The sequence below is a fragment of the Bradyrhizobium sp. Kon10 genome, assembly GCF_055807395.1.
Genome location: NZ_JBVVOZ010000032.1, coordinates 24,424 through 41,048, shown reverse-complemented (window position 1 = coordinate 41,048; position 16,625 = coordinate 24,424). Strand labels below are relative to the sequence as shown.

14 protein-coding genes are annotated in these 16,625 nt (G+C 65.5%); 7 read left to right on the top strand and 7 right to left on the bottom strand.

The genetic code is table 11. The features are described from left to right. Nucleotides 1-13: 13 nt before the first annotated feature. The gene (locus tag AC0L2O_RS30060) at nucleotides 14-1,864 is read right to left on the bottom strand and encodes an ABC transporter ATP-binding protein/permease (protein WP_369726437.1); all 1,851 of its coding nucleotides are present in this window, start codon (nucleotides 1,862-1,864) and stop codon (nucleotides 14-16) included. 218 nt (nucleotides 1,865-2,082) lie between these two features. Here AC0L2O_RS30060 and rpmE point away from each other — a divergent pair, with 218 nt between their 5' ends. Further along, nucleotides 2,083-2,310, top strand: coding sequence for a 50S ribosomal protein L31 (rpmE, locus tag AC0L2O_RS30055; RefSeq protein WP_007599895.1), 228 nt, complete (start codon nucleotides 2,083-2,085; stop codon nucleotides 2,308-2,310). A 166-nt stretch (nucleotides 2,311-2,476) separates the two neighbouring features. Here the strand turns inward: rpmE and rcdA are convergent, their stop codons facing one another. Together rcdA and AC0L2O_RS30045 are read right to left on the bottom strand one after the other, a co-directional pair. Next, nucleotides 2,477-2,986, bottom strand: a complete 510-nt coding sequence (gene rcdA / locus AC0L2O_RS30050) for a protease adaptor protein RcdA (protein ID WP_369726438.1) — start codon at nucleotides 2,984-2,986, stop codon at nucleotides 2,477-2,479. 425 nt (nucleotides 2,987-3,411) lie between these two features. Further along, on the bottom strand, nucleotides 3,412-3,603 hold the full coding sequence (locus AC0L2O_RS30045) for a DUF1192 domain-containing protein (protein ID WP_473372296.1): 192 nt from the start codon (nucleotides 3,601-3,603) through the stop codon (nucleotides 3,412-3,414). A gap of 115 nt (nucleotides 3,604-3,718) precedes the next feature. Between AC0L2O_RS30045 and AC0L2O_RS30040 the strand changes: the two genes are divergently transcribed. Then, nucleotides 3,719-4,717: an NAD(P)H-quinone oxidoreductase gene (locus AC0L2O_RS30040; RefSeq protein ID WP_473372295.1), complete on the top strand. Its 999-nt coding sequence runs from the start codon at nucleotides 3,719-3,721 to the stop codon at nucleotides 4,715-4,717. Between the two features lie 152 nt (nucleotides 4,718-4,869). Further along, entirely contained in the window at nucleotides 4,870-7,746 is a 2,877-nt protein-coding gene (locus AC0L2O_RS30035; protein WP_369726441.1) for an EAL domain-containing protein, read from the top strand. A 165-nt stretch (nucleotides 7,747-7,911) separates the two neighbouring features. On the opposite strand, the gene AC0L2O_RS30030 is transcribed toward AC0L2O_RS30035, so the two are convergent. After that, a complete protein-coding gene (locus AC0L2O_RS30030; RefSeq protein ID WP_473372317.1) occupies nucleotides 7,912-8,181 on the bottom strand; it encodes a DUF7662 domain-containing protein in 270 nt (89 codons plus the stop codon). Between the two features lie 158 nt (nucleotides 8,182-8,339). Here AC0L2O_RS30030 and AC0L2O_RS30025 point away from each other — a divergent pair, with 158 nt between their 5' ends. Next, nucleotides 8,340-9,836 carry a sensor domain-containing diguanylate cyclase gene (locus AC0L2O_RS30025; protein ID WP_473372294.1) on the top strand — a complete coding sequence of 499 codons (1,497 nt, stop codon included), beginning with the start codon at nucleotides 8,340-8,342 and terminating at the stop codon, nucleotides 9,834-9,836. A gap of 186 nt (nucleotides 9,837-10,022) precedes the next feature. On the opposite strand, the gene AC0L2O_RS30020 is transcribed toward AC0L2O_RS30025, so the two are convergent. Next, a complete protein-coding gene (locus tag AC0L2O_RS30020; protein WP_473372293.1) occupies nucleotides 10,023-10,898 on the bottom strand; it encodes a UTP--glucose-1-phosphate uridylyltransferase in 876 nt (291 codons plus the stop codon). 205 nt (nucleotides 10,899-11,103) lie between these two features. Here AC0L2O_RS30020 and AC0L2O_RS30015 point away from each other — a divergent pair, with 205 nt between their 5' ends. Both AC0L2O_RS30015 and AC0L2O_RS30010 read left to right on the top strand, forming a co-directional pair. Continuing rightward, nucleotides 11,104-12,492: a lytic murein transglycosylase gene (locus AC0L2O_RS30015; protein WP_473372316.1), complete on the top strand. Its 1,389-nt coding sequence runs from the start codon at nucleotides 11,104-11,106 to the stop codon at nucleotides 12,490-12,492. A gap of 171 nt (nucleotides 12,493-12,663) precedes the next feature. Beyond that, the gene (locus AC0L2O_RS30010; RefSeq protein ID WP_473372292.1) at nucleotides 12,664-14,373 is read left to right on the top strand and encodes an SGNH/GDSL hydrolase family protein; all 1,710 of its coding nucleotides are present in this window, start codon (nucleotides 12,664-12,666) and stop codon (nucleotides 14,371-14,373) included. A gap of 164 nt (nucleotides 14,374-14,537) precedes the next feature. On the opposite strand, the gene AC0L2O_RS30005 is transcribed toward AC0L2O_RS30010, so the two are convergent. Both AC0L2O_RS30005 and AC0L2O_RS30000 read right to left on the bottom strand, forming a co-directional pair. Next, nucleotides 14,538-14,906: a CsbD family protein gene (locus AC0L2O_RS30005; protein ID WP_473372291.1), complete on the bottom strand. Its 369-nt coding sequence runs from the start codon at nucleotides 14,904-14,906 to the stop codon at nucleotides 14,538-14,540. 73 nt (nucleotides 14,907-14,979) lie between these two features. Then, a complete protein-coding gene (locus AC0L2O_RS30000) occupies nucleotides 14,980-15,717 on the bottom strand; it encodes an SDR family NAD(P)-dependent oxidoreductase (protein ID WP_473372290.1) in 738 nt (245 codons plus the stop codon). Nucleotides 15,718-15,816: 99 nt separating this feature from the next. Here AC0L2O_RS30000 and AC0L2O_RS29995 point away from each other — a divergent pair, with 99 nt between their 5' ends. Next, nucleotides 15,817-16,596: an SDR family NAD(P)-dependent oxidoreductase gene (locus AC0L2O_RS29995; protein ID WP_473372289.1), complete on the top strand. Its 780-nt coding sequence runs from the start codon at nucleotides 15,817-15,819 to the stop codon at nucleotides 16,594-16,596. The last annotated feature ends 29 nt before the right edge of the window (nucleotides 16,597-16,625 follow it).

Here is a 16,625-nt window from a genome sequence, read left to right as displayed (position 1 = left end):
ATGAGGCGGCGCCTCACGCCCCCTCGAACTGCAGCCTCGCCAGCCTCGCATAAAGCCCGTTCACCGCGACCAGCTCGGCATGCGTGCCCTGCTCGACGATCCTGCCCTGGTCCATCACCAGGATGCGGTCGCAAGAGAGCACGGTTGCCAGGCGATGCGCGATCACCAGCGTGGTGCGATGGCGCATCAGCTCCTCGAGCGCGGTCTGTACCAGCGTCTCGCTTTCGGCATCGAGCGCGGAGGTCGCTTCGTCGAGCAGCAGCAGCGGCGCATCGCGCAGGATGGCGCGCGCGATCGCGATGCGCTGGCGCTGGCCGCCGGACAGCGTCACGCCGCGCTCGCCGAGCGGGGTCTCGAAACCTTCGGGCATGCGGCGGATGAACTCGGTGGCGTGCGCCAGCTCGGCGGCACGCTCGACCTCGGCGTCGGTCGCATCGGGCCGGCCGAAGCGGATGTTCTCGCGGGCGCTCGCGGCGAACACGGTCGATTCCTGCGGCACCAGCGCGATGCGGGCGCGGAACTCGCGCGGATCGGCCGACCTGACCGGCACGCCGTCGAGCGAGATGGCCCCGCCCCGCGGATCGTAGAAGCGCAGCAGCAGATGAAAGATCGTGCTCTTGCCGGCGCCCGACGGGCCGACGATCGCCACCTTCTCGCCCGGACGCACGCTGAACGAGACGGCATCGAGCACGTTGACGTCGGGCCGGGTTGGATAGGCGAAGCTGACGCGGTCGAAACCGACCTCGCCGCGCGCCGGCACCGGCAGCGCGCGCGGCACCGCCGGCGCGGCGATGTCGGGCTGCACATGCAGGATCTCGAACAGGCGCTCGGCGGCGCCCGAGGCGGCCGAGACCTCGCCCCAGACTTCGCTGAGCTGGCCGAGACCCGCGGCGGCGAACGCCGCATAGAGCACGAACTGGCCGAGGCGGCCCGGGGTGATGGCGCCGGTGAGCACGTCATGCGAGCCGATCCAGAGGATCGCGACCACGCTTGCGAACACGATGAAGATGATGATGGCGGTGAGCACCGACCGCGCCTGGGTCGAGGTGCGCGCCGCCTCGTAGGCCTGCTCGACCTCGCCGCCAAAGCGCTTCGCGGCCAGCCCTTCGCTGGTATAGGCCTGCACGGTGCGGATCGCGCCGACCAGCTCGCCCGCATAGGCCGAGGCCTCGGCGAGCGTGTCCTGCGCATTGCGCGACAGCCGCCGCACCCAGCGGCCGAAGGCGACCAGCGGCAGCACGATCAGCGGAATCGCGAGCAGCACGAAGCCGGAGAGGCGCGGGCTCGTGATCACCATCATCGCCGCCGCGCCAAAAAACATCATGACATTGCGCAGCGCGATCGAGACCGAGGCGCCGACCGCGGATTTGATCTGGGTGGTGTCGGCGGTGAGGCGCGAGACGAGTTCGCCGCTGCGCGCGGAATCGAAGAAGGCCGGCGACAGCGACAGCAGATGGGCGAAGACATCGCGGCGCAAATCCGCGACGATGCGCTCGCCGATCGTCATCACGAGGTAGTAGCGCGATGCACTTGCGAGCGCGAGCACGCCGACGACCGCGATCATCACGGAGAAGTAGCTGTTGATCAGCGCGATGCCTTCCGGCGTCAGGCCGAAATCGATCATCCGGCGCACCGCGACCGGCACCAGCAGCGTGGTCAGAGCGGCAACGGTCAGCGCCACGAAGGCGAGCGCCGCCCGGCCGCGATAGCGGGCCACATAGGGCGCGAGCGCCAGCAGCGGCCGCAGCTTGGCGCGGCCCTTCGCAGGCTGCTCGATCAGATCGGCCTCGATGGACGGGGCCTCGCCGGACATTTGGAGGCCCTCGTCGCGGTACTGGTCGTCAAGCCGTTCGACTGCGCTCATGAGATCGGACCCAGGGGATAAGTGTGCTCCACATAGGCCGCCACAGGGGGAGTGGCAAATCCGGGATATCCCTTAGGTGACCGCCCGGTTCTCCTTGTCCCACAATGGCTTGTTTTAGGGCGGCCAGCTTGTCTTTGGGGGGTCTCTGGGGTATAGAGCCGCCAAATCCGTCATCGATCATCACTCAAGCGAGCGGCGCCGTCGCCCTAGGAATTGCCATGAAAGCCGAGATTCATCCGAATTATCATACGATTAAGGTCGTGATGACCGACGGAACCGAGTACCTGACCCGCTCCACCTGGGGCAAGGAAGGCGACACGCTGAACCTCGACATCGACCCGAAGTCGCACCCGGCCTGGACCGGCGGCAACGCCCAGCTGATGGATCGCGGCGGCCGCGTCTCGCGCTTCCAGAAGAAGTTTTCGGGCTTCCTCAAAAAGGATTGATCCGGCCGCACGGCGGGATACGAAAAACGCCCCCGGGAAGCCGGGGGCGTTTTTGTTTTGGGGGGCTCTCGTCATTGCGAGGAGCACTTGCGACGAAGCAATCCAGACTGCCTCTGTGGAGACCTTCTGGATTGCTTCGCCTCGCTCGCAATGCGGGGGTTGGCGCTTACCGCTCGAACGCGGCCTTCAGCGCGTTGAGGTGCGGCACCAGCGGATTGCCGATCATCGGCTGTTCGGCCGGTGGGGTGTGGATGGTGGTGTCGAGGCGGCGCACGCGGGTCTGAAGGCTCATCGAGCGATGGATCAGGTCCTGCAACTGCGACGGCAGCTTCTCGATGGTGTCCGCGGCACCGGGATCGGCGGCCGAAAGCTTGACCTTGGTCTTCTCGCGATTGGCCTGGCCCAGCGTCATCTCGCCTTCCTTGACCGCGCGATGCAGCAGCAGCCATGAGGCGAGCTGCATCAGGCGGGTGGTGAGACGCATGCTCTCGGTGGCGTAGGTGAGGCTGACGGCGCGATCGAGCGCTTTGGCCTCAGTGCGGCCGGCGCCGTCGAGATAGGCGGCGGTCTCCTCGACGAGGTCCATGCCCTCGCGGAACAGGACGCCGAAGGCCGCAGAATTGGTGAACCGCTCGCTGAGTTGAACGAGAGCGCCCTCGGCTTGCAAACGTTCCATGGTTAACGCCCCTTACGCAACTGTTTACCTGCCCGGCTTTGGCGCCGGCTTATGATGAACAAATCATTGCGCGGGCGGGAGCGGGAGTCCAGCGACAAGCGCGGATATGGTTTCCGCGGGTCTTTCCTCGAAATTCAACCGGAATGAGACACAAAAAAGAGCCGCCGGAAAACCGGCGGCTTTGAAAGTTGATAACAGGGAGGCGTCAAACAGAGTGGACAGGAGCCACTCGGTGTCCAAACGAGGACGTTCCAGTCATAAACCCGAAAGCTTAATGTCGAGTAAACGAGCGAATTTTTTGAGGGTTCGTTAGCCATGTCGGCCAGTGGCCGAGCGGGTGGCGGAACAGAGGCTGGCGCAACACCTTTCGCTGTCGTCCCGGACAAGCCTCAGCGCAGATCCGGGACGACGCCTGTTTTGTCTCACTAAGACTTGAACACGCTGTTGGCCGCATCGCGCGAGGCGCGCTTCCTGGCGGCGGCTTGCTCCAGTCTCGCGATCTCGCTGTTCAGCAGCGCAACGCGCTCGGTCAGTTCCTCGAGCGACAACAGTGAGAGATCCTGTCCGATCTCGTGGGTGACTTTCTTGCGCGGGCGGTCGTCGTCTTCCGTCGCCATATCGTTCCTCCTGCGTTCGCGCTGGTCGGTCCGCAGCTGAGGCGGTTGCCAGCCTCGGCCGCGCTGGCTAAGCAATGGCCTCGTTGCATCCCGCACCTTTGCTCAAGGACACATCATGGACAAGCTGCCCGCGCAAATGACCGTGGTCGCCATCTCCAAGCCCGGCGGACCGGAGGTGCTGGTGCCGGAACAACGGGCTCTGCCGCAGCCCGGCCCGGACGAGATCCTGGTCAAGGTGCAGGCCGCCGGCGTCAACCGGCCCGACGTGGCGCAGCGCTCCGGCGCCTATCCGCCGCCGCCCGGCGCCAGCGACCTGCCGGGCCTCGAGATCGCCGGCGAAGTGGTGGCGGTCGGCAGCAACGCCAAGCGGCACAAGATCGGCGAGAAGGTGATGTCGCTCGTCGCCGGCGGGGGCTATGCGCAGTACTGCATCGCCCAAGACGCGCAGGCGATGAGCGTACCGCCGTCCCTGTCGATGACGGAAGCCGGTGCGCTGCCGGAAACCCTGATGACGGTCTGGCACAATGTGTTCGAGCGCGGCGGGCTCAAGGCCGGCGAGACGCTGCTGATCCATGGCGGCTCCTCCGGCATCGGCACCATGGCGATCCAGCTTGCGAAAGCGTTCGGCGCGAAGGTATTCGTCACCGTCGGCTCGCAGGACAAGATCGACGCCTGTCTCAAGTTGGGGGCTGATCGCGCCATCAACTACAAGACCGAGGACTTCGTCGCCGTGGTCAAGGCGGAGACCGGCAATGGCGGCGTCAATCTGATCCTCGACATGGTCGCCGGCGAGTATGTCGATCGCAATTATGACGCCGCCGCGGTCGATGGCCGGATCGTCCAGATCGCAACCCTCAACGGCCCCAAGGTCACCGTCAACATCGCCAAGGTGATGGTGAAGCGGCTGACCCATACCGGATCCACGCTGCGCCCCCGTACTAATGCGGATAAGGCAGCGATGGTCGCGGCGATCGAACAGAAGGTCATGCCGCTTTTGCGCGAAGGTCGCGTCAAACCGCTGATGGACAGCTCATTCCCGCTGGAAAAGGCATCCGACGCGCACCGGCGGATGGAGACCTCCGCACATATTGGCAAAATTGTGTTGGAGGTCTAGGTCTCCACCCACAGGGCAAGCCGGAAACCCTTTGATTCTCCTTGCTTTCGTGGCATCTATCGCCACGCACCGAACCACCTTGGTCCGGTCTGAAATCGCCTTTACGTGCCAGCATCGCACTCAGAGTTTGCGTCGAACGCGGAGAACTGACCTTGGGTCTGATCAGGTGCCTCGCGCCCTTCGCGCTGGGCCTCATGATTCTTGTCGCCGCGTCACCTGCGCGCGCGCTTGACGCTGTCAGCGTCCGCGGCGACGCGCCCGCGATCGACCTCACCGGCGTGCTCGAGCACCAGCGCAGCGATGCGGATCGGATCCAGGTCTCCACCGCGCCCGCGACCGACGGCATCGTGCGCCGCATCGAGGTGCGCGCCCGCGAAGGCGGCCAGAACTGGGTGGTGTTCGCGCTCGCCAACAACACCGACGACCAGCTCGACCGCCTGATCGTCGCCCCGCATTACCGCATCGTCTCCTCTGGGCTGTTGTGGCCCGACCTCGGGCTGTCGCGCATCGCGACCATCACGCCCTCGACCGGCGACCGGCCGGAGCGGCAGGAAAGCCCGACCGCCGACGTCTTTCGCGTCACGCTCGATCCGGGCGCCGTCATCACCTTCGTCGCGGAACTGCGCACCGACAAGCTGCCGCAGCTCTATCTGTGGGAGCCTGAGGCCTACAAGGACAAGGTCAATTCCTTCACGCTGTACCAGGGCATCGTGATCGGCATCTCCGGGCTCCTCGCTCTCGTTCTCACCATTCTGTTCGTGGTGAAGGGCAGCATCATGTTCCCGGCGGCGGCGGCGCTGGCTTGGGCGGTGCTGGTCTATATCGGCGTCGATTTCGGCTTCTGGGGCAAGGTGCTCGATATGTCGAACAACGCCGAGCGCATCTGGCGCGCGGCGGGCGAAGCGATCCTGGCCGCGACGCTGCTGGTGTTCCTGTTCGCGTATCTCAATCTCAGCCGCTGGCATGTGCGCTATTCGCACATCACGGTGGGCTGGCTCGCCTTCCTGGGCTCGCTGGTGGCGCTCGCTCTGTTCGACCCCGCCGTCGCCTCCGGGATTGCGCGCATATCGCTGGTGCTGATCGCGTTCGCCGGCTTCGCGCTGATCGTCTATCTTTCGACCCACGGCTTCGACCGCGCGGTGCTGCTGATCCCGACCTGGTTCCTGCTCGTGGTCTGGGTGGTCGCAGCCGGCATGGCGGTCGCGGGCTCCGTCACCAACGACATCGTCGGCCCCGCTTTGCTCGGCGGCCTGGTGTTGATCGTGATGCTGATCGGTTTCACGGTCATGCAACACGCTTTTGCCGGCGGCGGCGCCACCACCGGAATCGTGTCCGATATCGAGCGCCGCGCGCTGGCGCTGGCCGGTTCCGGCGATCTGATCTGGGACTGGGACGTCTCCGCCGACAAGGTTTTCACCAGCCCCGAGACCGAAGCCCTGCTCGGCCTCAAGCGCGGGACGCTGGAAGGCCCGGCGGCGTCGTGGCTGGAAGTGCTGCACCCGCTCGACCAGGACCGTTTCCGCGCCGCGCTCGACAGCGTGCTCGACCAGCGCCGCGGCCGTCTGGTGCAGGATTTCCGCCTGCGCACGCCGGACGGTCACTTCATGTGGTTCGCGCTGAAGGCGCGCCCCGTGGTCGGCTCGGACGGCGAGGTCTCGCGCGTGGTCGGCACGCTCACCGACGTCACCGAGCTGCGCAACGCCGAAGAGCGCCTGCTGCACGATTCCGTGCATGACAACCTCACCGGCCTGCCCAACCGCAAACTGTTCATGGACCGGTTAGGCGCGGTGGCGCATTTCGCCAAGACCATGCCGACGCTGCGGCCGACGCTGATGGTGATCGATCTCGACCGCTTCAAGCAGGTCAACGATTCCGTCGGCATCGCGGTCGGGGATTCCATCCTGCTGACGCTCGCCCGCCGCCTCACCCGCATCCTGAAGCCGCAGGACACGCTGGCGCGGCTTGCCGGCGACCAGTTCGGCCTGATCCTGCTCTCGGAACAGGACCCGGCCCGCATCACCGCCTTCGCCGAGACCATCCGCAAGACCATCCGCGCGCCGATCGCCTTCAACGACCGCGAGATCTTCCTGACCGCGTCGATCGGCCTCGCTTTGTCCGATCCGCAGGTTCAGCTCACCGACGAGATCACCAAGGACGCCGAGCTTGCGATGTACCATTCCAAGCGAATCGGCGGCGACCGCATCGACGTCTACAAGCCGGCGATGCGCGCCCGCAAGACCGACCGCCTGACGCTGGAAAGCGAGCTGCGCCGCGCCATCGAGCGGCAGGAGCTCACAATCCTGTACCAGCCGATCGTCCGGCTCGAGGACCGATCGGTCGCGGGCTTCGAGGCACTGGTGCGCTGGGATCACCCGAAGCTCGGGCGCATGGCCCCGTCGGAATTCATCACCATCGCGGAAGAGACCGGCCTGATCATCGACCTCGGCATGTTCGTGCTCGACCAGACCGCAAAGCAGCTCTCGATTTGGCAGCGCGCGATGCGCTCGCGCGAGCCGATCTTCGCCTCCGTCAACGTCTCCTCGCGGCAATTGCTGCGTCACGATTTGATTCACGACATCCGCACCGTGCTGTCGCGCTCGTCGGTGGCGCGCGGCACGCTGAAGCTGGAATTGACGGAATCGCTGGTGATGGAAAATCCCGAGCACGCGGCACAGATGCTGACGCGGATCCGCGAGCTCGGCACCGGGCTGTCGCTGGACGATTTCGGCACCGGCCATTCGTCGCTGGCCTATCTGCAGCGCTTCCCGTTCGACACCATCAAGATCGACCAGTCGTTCGTCCGCACCACCACGCGCGGCACGCGCCCGGTGATCCTGAAGTCGATCATCGCGCTTGCGCATGATCTCGGCATGGACGTGGTGGCGGAAGGCGCCGAGACCGATTCCGACGCGGTCGAGCTCTACCAATTGGGCTGCGAATACGCGCAGGGCTTCGCCTTCGGCGAGCCGATGGACGCCGACGCCGCGATGCGACTGCTGACGGAAGTGCGGCTGGAAGCGGCGAGCTGACTGTTTTCCCTCTCCCCTTGTGGGAGAGGGTCCGCTCGCGAAGCGAGCGGGGGTGAGGGGTCTCTCTCCAAGAACGCAATCTCTCAATTGCGGACACAACCCCTCATCCGGCGCTTCGCGCCACCTTCTCCCACAAGGGGAGAAGGGAAGAAGAGCTTGTGGCGCTCAGCCGGGTCGCCGCCGGTCGCTCTTCTGCTTCGTGAACCGCACGCTCTGGCCGTCCGGCATCCGCGTCGCCTTGAAACCCGCAGCGAGGCAGGCTTCGCGCTGCGGCATCTGGATGTCGGGGCTGCGCGAGGTGTCCCACCATGAGGCACGATTGGCCGCGCGCGGCAGGGCCGCACCGACGATCTCCTCGATCTGCTCGTAGCTCAGCACGAATTCCGTCTGCTTCTGCCGCATCAGGTAATCGCGCAATGCGTCGTAGTCGTTCACCGTCATCCTCGATCGCTCATCGGCCCCAACCTTGGGATCCCGACCTTGCCGAAAAGTGCTAGCCCCGGAAACCGTTTCTTAACTCATTGCGACAGCGCCGTCCCGCCTTAAACACTACGCAAGCTTTCGGGCGCATCCACTAAGGCCGGGAGCAAAGGATGCTGTCTCGATGGCGCGATGTCACGGCCCGGCGGCCGTGGCGGATTTCGGCGAAGCTGCTGATCATCTCGTCGGTCGTGACGGTGATCGGCTTTTCCGCCATTTGCGTCAACGTCATGCTGGACATGCGCCGCGGCGAGGAGGCGCTGGCCCGCCAGACGCTGGAAAACCTGGCCACGTCGATCGAAGCCGACATCAGCCGCAATATCGAGATCTACGACCTGTCCCTGAAGGCGGTCGCCGGCAACGTGCTGTTGCCCGAGATCGCCACGGTCTCGAAGCCGATCCGTCACCTCATCCTGTTCGATCATGCGACCACGGCCCGGCATTTCGGCGCCATCCAGGTGTTCGATGCCGACGGCCGGCTGACGATTGACGCCTCGACGCTCGATGCCCAGCCGGAGAACCGCAGCGACGAGGAGTATTTCAAGGTCCATCGTGACCACCCCGACGCCGGACTGTTCATCAGCCGCCCGATGCTGTTCCGCGGCGCCTATTCGATCGTGCTGAGCCGACGCGTCAGCGACACCGACGGCGGCTTCATGGGCGTCGTCGCCGGCTCGATCCGCTTCAGCTATTTCCATGAGCTGTTCGAACGGCTGAACCTCGATCCCGCGGACACCATCACCGTGCTCAAGCGCGACCGCACCATCATGATGCGGCGGCCGTTCGACCTCGACATCATCGGCAAGAATCTCGGGACCCAACAGAACTGGAAGCCCGAGAATCTCAAGGCTGGCGGCTCCTTCGCGGGCCAGGGTCCGGTGGACGCGACGCCGCGCCTCTACGTGCGCAGCAACGGCTCCGGTCCGATGTTCGTCGTCGCAGGCAAGCAGCTCAGCGCCGTGTTCGAGCTGTGGCAAAGGGAAGCTTATCGCATCGGCGCCGTGGTGCTGGCGCTGATCCTGTTCGTGCTGGCGTCGACCCTGGTGCTCGCCCGCGAGATCGGCCGCCGCGCCGATGCCGAAAGCAGGCTCGAGGAGATGGCGACGACGGACGCGCTCACCGGCCTGCGCAATCGCCGCAAGTTCGACCAGGCGATCGATCTCGAATGGCGGCGCGCCATGCGGCAGAATACGCCGGTCGCGCTGCTGATGATCGATGCCGATCATTTCAAGGCGTACAACGACACGTTCGGCCATCAGGCCGGCGATCAGGTGCTGGTCGGCATTGCCATCTGCATCTCCGATTCCGTGCGCCGCGCCGGCGACTGCGCCGCGCGCTATGGCGGCGAGGAATTCGCGGTGCTGCTGCCGGACACCGCGGCGGAGGACGCGTTCAAGATCGCAGAGACCATCCGCCGCAAGGTTCAGGGCTGGTCCGACGCCCAGGCCGGATCGACCGTGTCCTGCGGCGTCGCCAGCCTCGTTCCTACCGCCGACGTGGACTGGCCGATCCTGGTCGCCGCTGCCGACAAGGCGCTCTACGCCGCCAAGGCCGGCGGCCGCAACCAGTCCGTGGTGGCGAGCTTGCCGAAGCTGTCGCTGGTGGCGTGAACGGCGGCTCTGTCGCCGTCATTGGGCGCGACGCAATCGCAGCACTCTCAGTGTCGTCCCGGCGAAGGCCGGGACCCATAACCACAGGGAGAACTTTTGCGAAAGCTGGTCGTTCGGGATTAGTATTAACCGCAATCGACGGATCACGCGATGTGGGTCCCGGCCTTCGCGGGACGACTAGCCGCCCTACTGCCCCAGATACCTCTTCATCTCCGCGATCAGCCCGTCACGCAGCTCAGGTCGCTTCAGGCCGTAGGCGATGTTGGCGCGGAGGAAGCCGGGCTTGGAGCCGCAATCGTGACGCTCGCCCTCGAATTCGACGCCGTAGAATCTCTGCGATCTCGCGAGCCCGATCATGGCATCGGTAAGCTGGATCTCGCCGCCGGCGCCGCGCTCCTGGGTCTCCAGGATCTTGAAGATCTCCGGCTGGAGAATGTAGCGGCCGGTGATCGAGAGATTGGAGGGCGCGGTGCCCTTGGCCGGCTTCTCGACCATGCCGTCGACCTCGAACATCCTGCCGGTGCGTTTTCCCACGCCGCAGATGCCGTATTGATGGGTGAGATGGTCGGGCACCGCCTCGACCGCGATGACATTGGACTTTTCGCCAAGCTTGCCGGCCGTCTCGATCATCTGCTTCAGGCAGCCCGGCGTGTTGAGCACGAGCTCGTCGGGCAGCACGACCGCGAACGGCTCGTTGCCGACGATATCGCGCGCGCACCAGACCGCGTGGCCGAGACCGAGCGGCGCCTGCTGGCGGGTGAAGCTGACGGCGCCGGCTTCGGGCTGGTTCTCCGCCAGAATGTCCTGCTCCGCCTTCTTGCCGCGCGCGGCGAGCGTCGCGTCGAGCTCGAACATCCGGTCGAAATGGTCTTCGATGACATTCTTGTTGCGGCCGGTGACGAAGATGAAGTGCTCGATCCCGGCTTCCCTGGCCTCGTCATAGACATACTGGATCAGCGGCTTGTCGACGATGGTCAACATTTCCTTTGGCATGGCCTTGGTGGCGGGCAGGACGCGGGTGCCGAGGCCGGCGACGGGGAATACAGCTTTGCGGATTTTCATGTGATTGATCGAATACCTCGGGACACATGTGAAAGAAGCAATGGCATCTTGCTAACCGTTTTGCAGCCGCTAACAAAGGCGGATATAGGGCTCCGCCCGTGGAATTGAGAAAAAGGCCGCCACCGAAATTTCACCTTTGTTAAGCTATTGGCAACCGTAACGAGGCCTCCTGATGGCGGATTTTCGGCCGGACGGGTGGGATATGATGCAATCGATGGCAGGACTGGCAAAACGGGCTGGATCGCTGACCGGCGCAACCATGATTGCGGCGGCGTTGCTGTGCCCCGTTTCCGCGCAGGCGCAAAACGGCCTGTCGAACCTGTTTGGCGGCGTCTTTTCGGGCTCGAACCCGGCGCCCTCGCAGCCTGCCCCCGGGCCCGGTGGCGGCCAAACGGGAGCTCAACCCTGGAGCGGTGAGGACGGGGCCTCCGGCCATCCGCTGATGACCGCGGCGGCGATCCGCGAGGCGGCAGCGAATTTCGACGCTTGCGTCGCCGGGATGTGGCCCGATGCCGCACGGCGCGGCATCACGCAGGAGAATTTTCAGCGCTTCACCGCAGGGCTCACCCCCGATCTGCGCATCATGGACCTGATGGATTCGCAGCCGGAGTTTTCCAAGTCGATCTGGGACTATCTCGACATCCTCGTGAACGACAACCGCCTCGCCAAGGGCAAGGACGTGCTCGCCACATACAAGGCGCAGTTCGACGCCACCGAAAAGGCCTATGGCGTCGATCGCTATATCATCGCCGCGATCTGGGGCATCGAGTCCAACTACTCGACGCAGATGGGCGACCGCAGCGTGCTGCAATCGACAGCGACGCTCGCCTGTATCGGCCGCCGCCAGGCCTATTTCAAGGACGAGTTCCTGTCCGCGCTGGAGATCCTCAACCGCGGCGATCTCAGGCCCGAGCAGCTGCGCGGCTCCTGGGCCGGCGCGTTCGGACCGACCCAGTTCATGCCGACCGCGTTCAAGCGCTTTGCCGTCGACGGAGATGGCGACGGACGGCGCGACGTCGTCGACAATCCAACCGACCTGATCGCCTCGACCGCGAACAATTTGAAGAAGGACGGCTGGCAGACCGGCCAGACCTGGGGTTTTGAAGTCGTGGTGCCGCAGGGCTTCAACTACATGCTGGCCGACCGCGCCAAGGCGATGTCGATCGCGCAATGGGAAAAGCTTGGCCTCAAGCGTCCGGCCAATCAGCCCTTCCCGCATCCTGCGGAAAAAGCCTATCTGCTGGCGCCGGCCGGCGCGCAAGGCCCGGGCTTCCTGATGATGCAGAACTTCCGGGTCATCATGAAATATAATCCGGCCGAGGCCTATGCGCTGGCGATCGGCCATTTCGCCGACCGCCTCCGCGGCGGCCAGCCCTTCGTGCAGCCCTGGCCGCGGCAGGAACGGGAGCTGTCCCGTACCGAGCGACTGGAACTGCAGCAACTCCTGGTCCAGCGCGGCTTCTACAAGGGCACGCCGGACGGCCAGTTCGGCGGCCAGACCCGGGAGGCGCTGCGCAGCTTCCAGGCCTCGATCGGGGTGCCGGCGGACGGATTTGCCTCCTCCGACGTGCTGGAACGGCTGCGCGGACGGTAAAATCGCGCCGAAACTAACCCTGAACAGGGATTTTGGCAGGCGGCCTTGACGGAGGTGACTGATCCCCGGTGTATGGGACCAGATTCTGCAAAGAGAATTTGCCCGTTTGCGGCCTGATTCCGTTAGTATACCGCGCCTGTTCCGATCCCCGTTGCACGCGCCCGAGATCGCATGTCGAAGCACAAGTCCCTGTTCAAGGCGCTGACCGAGACCGGCCCGTTGATCGCGCTGGGGACGGCGCTCGCGATGCTGGTCCTGATCGCGGGGCCCGCTTCGGCGCAGTTCTTCAACTTCCCGGGCTTCGGCGGTCCGCCGCAGCGCGCGGCGCCACCGCGCAGCGGCGGAGGCGGATGGTTCGGCGGCGACTTCTTCGCGCCATTTCAACAGCAACAGCAGCAAGCACCGCGGCAGGATTTTTCGCGCGCACCTGCGCCGGCGAAGCGCGAGACGATCCCCGACAAGAACGTGCTGGTGATCGGCGATGCGATGGCGGACTGGCTCGCCTACGGCCTGGAAGACGCCTATCTCGAACAGCCCGACATGGGCGTGATCCGCAAGCACAAGACCACGTCCGGCCTGATCAAGTACCAACCGAAGGGCGAGCCCTCCGATTGGGCGGCCGCAGCGAAGGGCATTCTCGAGACCGAGAAACCCGACGTCATCGTCGTCATGCTCGGGCTCAACGACCGCATCTCAATGCGCGAGCCTGTCGCAGACAAAACCGACAAGCCGGCCGACAAGGACAGCAAGGACAAGAAGAACGACAAGGGCGCGCGGGCAAAACCCCAGGCCAAGCCGGGCGATACCAAGCCGGGCGATGCAAAGCCCGGCGACACCGCAGCCAAGCCGGACGACAAGCCCGCGGACGCCGACCTGCCGCAAGATGATGCCGACAACGCCGATGCGCCGGTGACCGCGCCCGAAAAGACCGCCCGTAACCCGAACGGCATCTACGAATTCCGCGACGACCGCTGGGTCGAGCTCTACAGCAAAAAGATCGAGGAGCTGGCCAACGTGCTCAAGGCCAAGGGCGTGCCGGTGCTCTGGGTCGGCCTGCCCGCGATCCGCGGACCGAAGGGAACGGCGGACATGCTGTTCCTGGACTCGCTCTATCGCGAGGGCGCGGCCAAAGCCGGCATCACCTATGTCGACGTCTGGGACGGTTTTGTCGACGAAGCCGGCCGCTTCCTGCAGAAAGGTCCGGACTTCGAAGGCCAGATCCGTCAGCTCCGCAGCTATGACGGCGTGTATTTCACCAAGCCCGGCGCACGCAAGCTCGCGCATTATGTCGAGCGCGAGATCACCCGCCTGCTCGCAGGGCGCTCCGGCCCGATCGCGCTACCGAGTGAGCCGGCGACGCCCGACACCAGTGCTGAACCCGGCAAGCCCGCGCCGCGACCGCTGGCGGGCCCGATCGTGCCGCTGGTTGCCGCCTCGATCTCGACCGATCAATTGCTGGGCGGACCGGGCTCGCGTCCCGCCTCTGTCGATGCGCTTGCCGCGAAGACGCTGGTGAAGGGCGAGCCGCTGGCCGCGCCCGCAGGCCGTGCCGACGATTATGCCTGGCCGCGCCGCGAGGTCGGCCGCGAGCAGGCCAAGGGCGACACGCCGATGGCGGCGACCACGCCCGGCGGCAATGCTGCTCCGGGGACGCCCGGTGCTGCCGCCGCGATCGCGCCGCCAAAGCTCGCACCGAAGAAGCCGGGACCGGCGCAGCCGGCGCAGGCAACGCCCTCAATTCGCGATTTCTTCGGCTTCGGCTCGCCGCAGCCAGCACCCCGGCAATTGGCGCCGGCGCCAGGGCCGCGCAATCCAGCTCAAAACCCGGCGGTCCCGCGGCCCCCTGGCAACGTCGGGCGATCGGCTGAAGTGATCCGGTAGTTGGACTTTTGTCCGGAAGGCGGCGCGGGCCGCGACCCTGCCGATGCGCACCCCACAAAGAATATGCCCCGGCTCGGCAACGCGGCCTTTCCGAACGATGCACCGCATCGCCTGGGCCACATTGCGTCCGGGGCACGAAAACAGGCTGAGCTCCTCGCTGAGCCTTAATAGCGCCAGCGCGGCGGAGGGCGACGCGCGGGGCGCGACATCAGAAGCGCGAGTGCGAAGCCGATGCCGCCTGCGACAAGCAGCGCGCCCAGGGGATTATCCTGCACCTTCTGGGCAATCGCCTGCGTGCCGTCGCGGAACGTCTCGCCGCTGTTCTCGTAGGCGTCCTTGGCGTAACCGGCCGCAGTGTCGCTGGCGTCGCGCACGGCATCCTTGGCCTGGCCGTAGAGATTCTGCACGGTGCCGGCAGCCTCCCGCGCCTTGCCCGATGCCTGCGTCTTCGCATCGCCTGCCATGTCGCCGGCCGCACCTTCCGCGCGTCCGGCGAATTCCTTGGCCGATCCAACAATCCGATCCGTGTCCATGATGATCCTCCTCGGGGGTCAGCCAAAGTAACCGATCAGACGGTGTGCAGTTCCCTCTACTTCCTGTGTTGATTCAAAGAATAAGCCCGCCATCGACGACCAGCGTCTGCCCGATGATGTAGGACGACAGCGGCGATGCGAGGAACAGCGCGGCGCCCGCCATATCGGCCGGCGTGCCCAATCGCCGCAAGGGAATGCGCGACAACGCGCCTTCGAGCCGCTTGGGATTGTCCGTCGTCACTTTCGTCATCTTGGTGTCGACGAGGCCGGGCGCGATGCCGTTGACGCGGATGCCGTCCTCGGCCCAGGCCTCACCCAGTGTCCGCGTCAATCCGACCGCGCCGGTCTTCGACGCATTGTAGGCGGGATTGCCCATGGTGGAATGATAGGCCGCAGTCGATGACACGATGATCAGCGCGCCCTTCGCATCCCGCAACATGGAATGAAACCGTGTCGCACACGCCATCAGGCTCATCAGATTGACCTCCACGACTTTCCGAAAGCCACTCATCTCGAATTCGCCGCGGCGATAGAGCACCGCGCCTTGCGCGAGCACGAGCACGTCGAGCCGATCGAAGGACGGCTTGAACGCCTCGATCGCGCCGGCATTGCCGACATCGAGCTGCGCATAAGCAAGACCCGTCAGATCAGAGCCTTCCTCCGGCGAATAGTCCGCAGGCTGGGCCCGCGTGCCGCAGACCGCGACAGTCGCGCCCCTGGCACGAAAGGCCTGCGCGATGCCATTGCCGATGCCGCTGGAACCACCGACGACCAGCACCTGCTTGTCCGTGAAATCCAGCTCGTTCACCATCACGTCCTCCCCTTTTGTTTTGCTTGTTTGACCTGTCTGCGGATCGATGCCAGCCTTGTCAATCGCATAACAAGAAACGAAACCACTCGGGGAAGCAGCATGTCCGAATTCAAGCAGCTCAGCCGCTCCGTGCAGGGCCTCACCGTTCTCGTCACCGGTGCAGCGAGCGGCATGGGCCGCGCGACCGCGCGCGTGTTCGCGGCCGAAGGTGCGCACGTCGCCGCGACCGACCATGACGAGCGAGGCGCGCTGGCCGTCGCGAAAGAGATAGCCGCGGGCGGCGGCTCGGCCAAGGCCTGGAAGCTCGACGTCGCCGACGGCGGCGAGATCAAGCGCGTGGTCGATGATGTCGCGGCGCATTTCGGCGGGCTCGATATCATCGTCAACAATGCCGGTATCTCCGTGCGCGTCGCCATCGATGACGAGGCGTACGAGGACGCCTGGGCCAAGGGCATCGCGGTGATGCTGACGGCGCATCCGCGCATCGTCCGCGCCGCGCTGCCTCACCTGCGCAGATCAAACAGCCCGCGCATCGTCAACATCGCCTCCACCGAGGCGCTCGGCGCGACCGCGTTACATAGCCCTTATTCGGCAGCGAAGGGCGGCGTGGCGAGCCTGACCCGCTCGCTGGCGGTGGAGCTTGGCCGCGAGGGCATTACCGTCAACTGCATTTGCCCGGGCCCGATCCGTACCGCAATCACCGATCGCATCTCCGAGGAGCACAAGACCATCTACGCAAAGCGCCGCACCGCACTCGGCCGCTATGGCGATCCCGAGGAGGTCGCGCACATGACGCTGAGCCTGTGCCTGCCGGCAGCCTCCTTCCTCACCGGCGCGGTGATCCCGGTCGATGGCGGCCTGATGGCCCGCAACGCGTGAGAGCCATGCACGGCCAGCGTTGACAACGC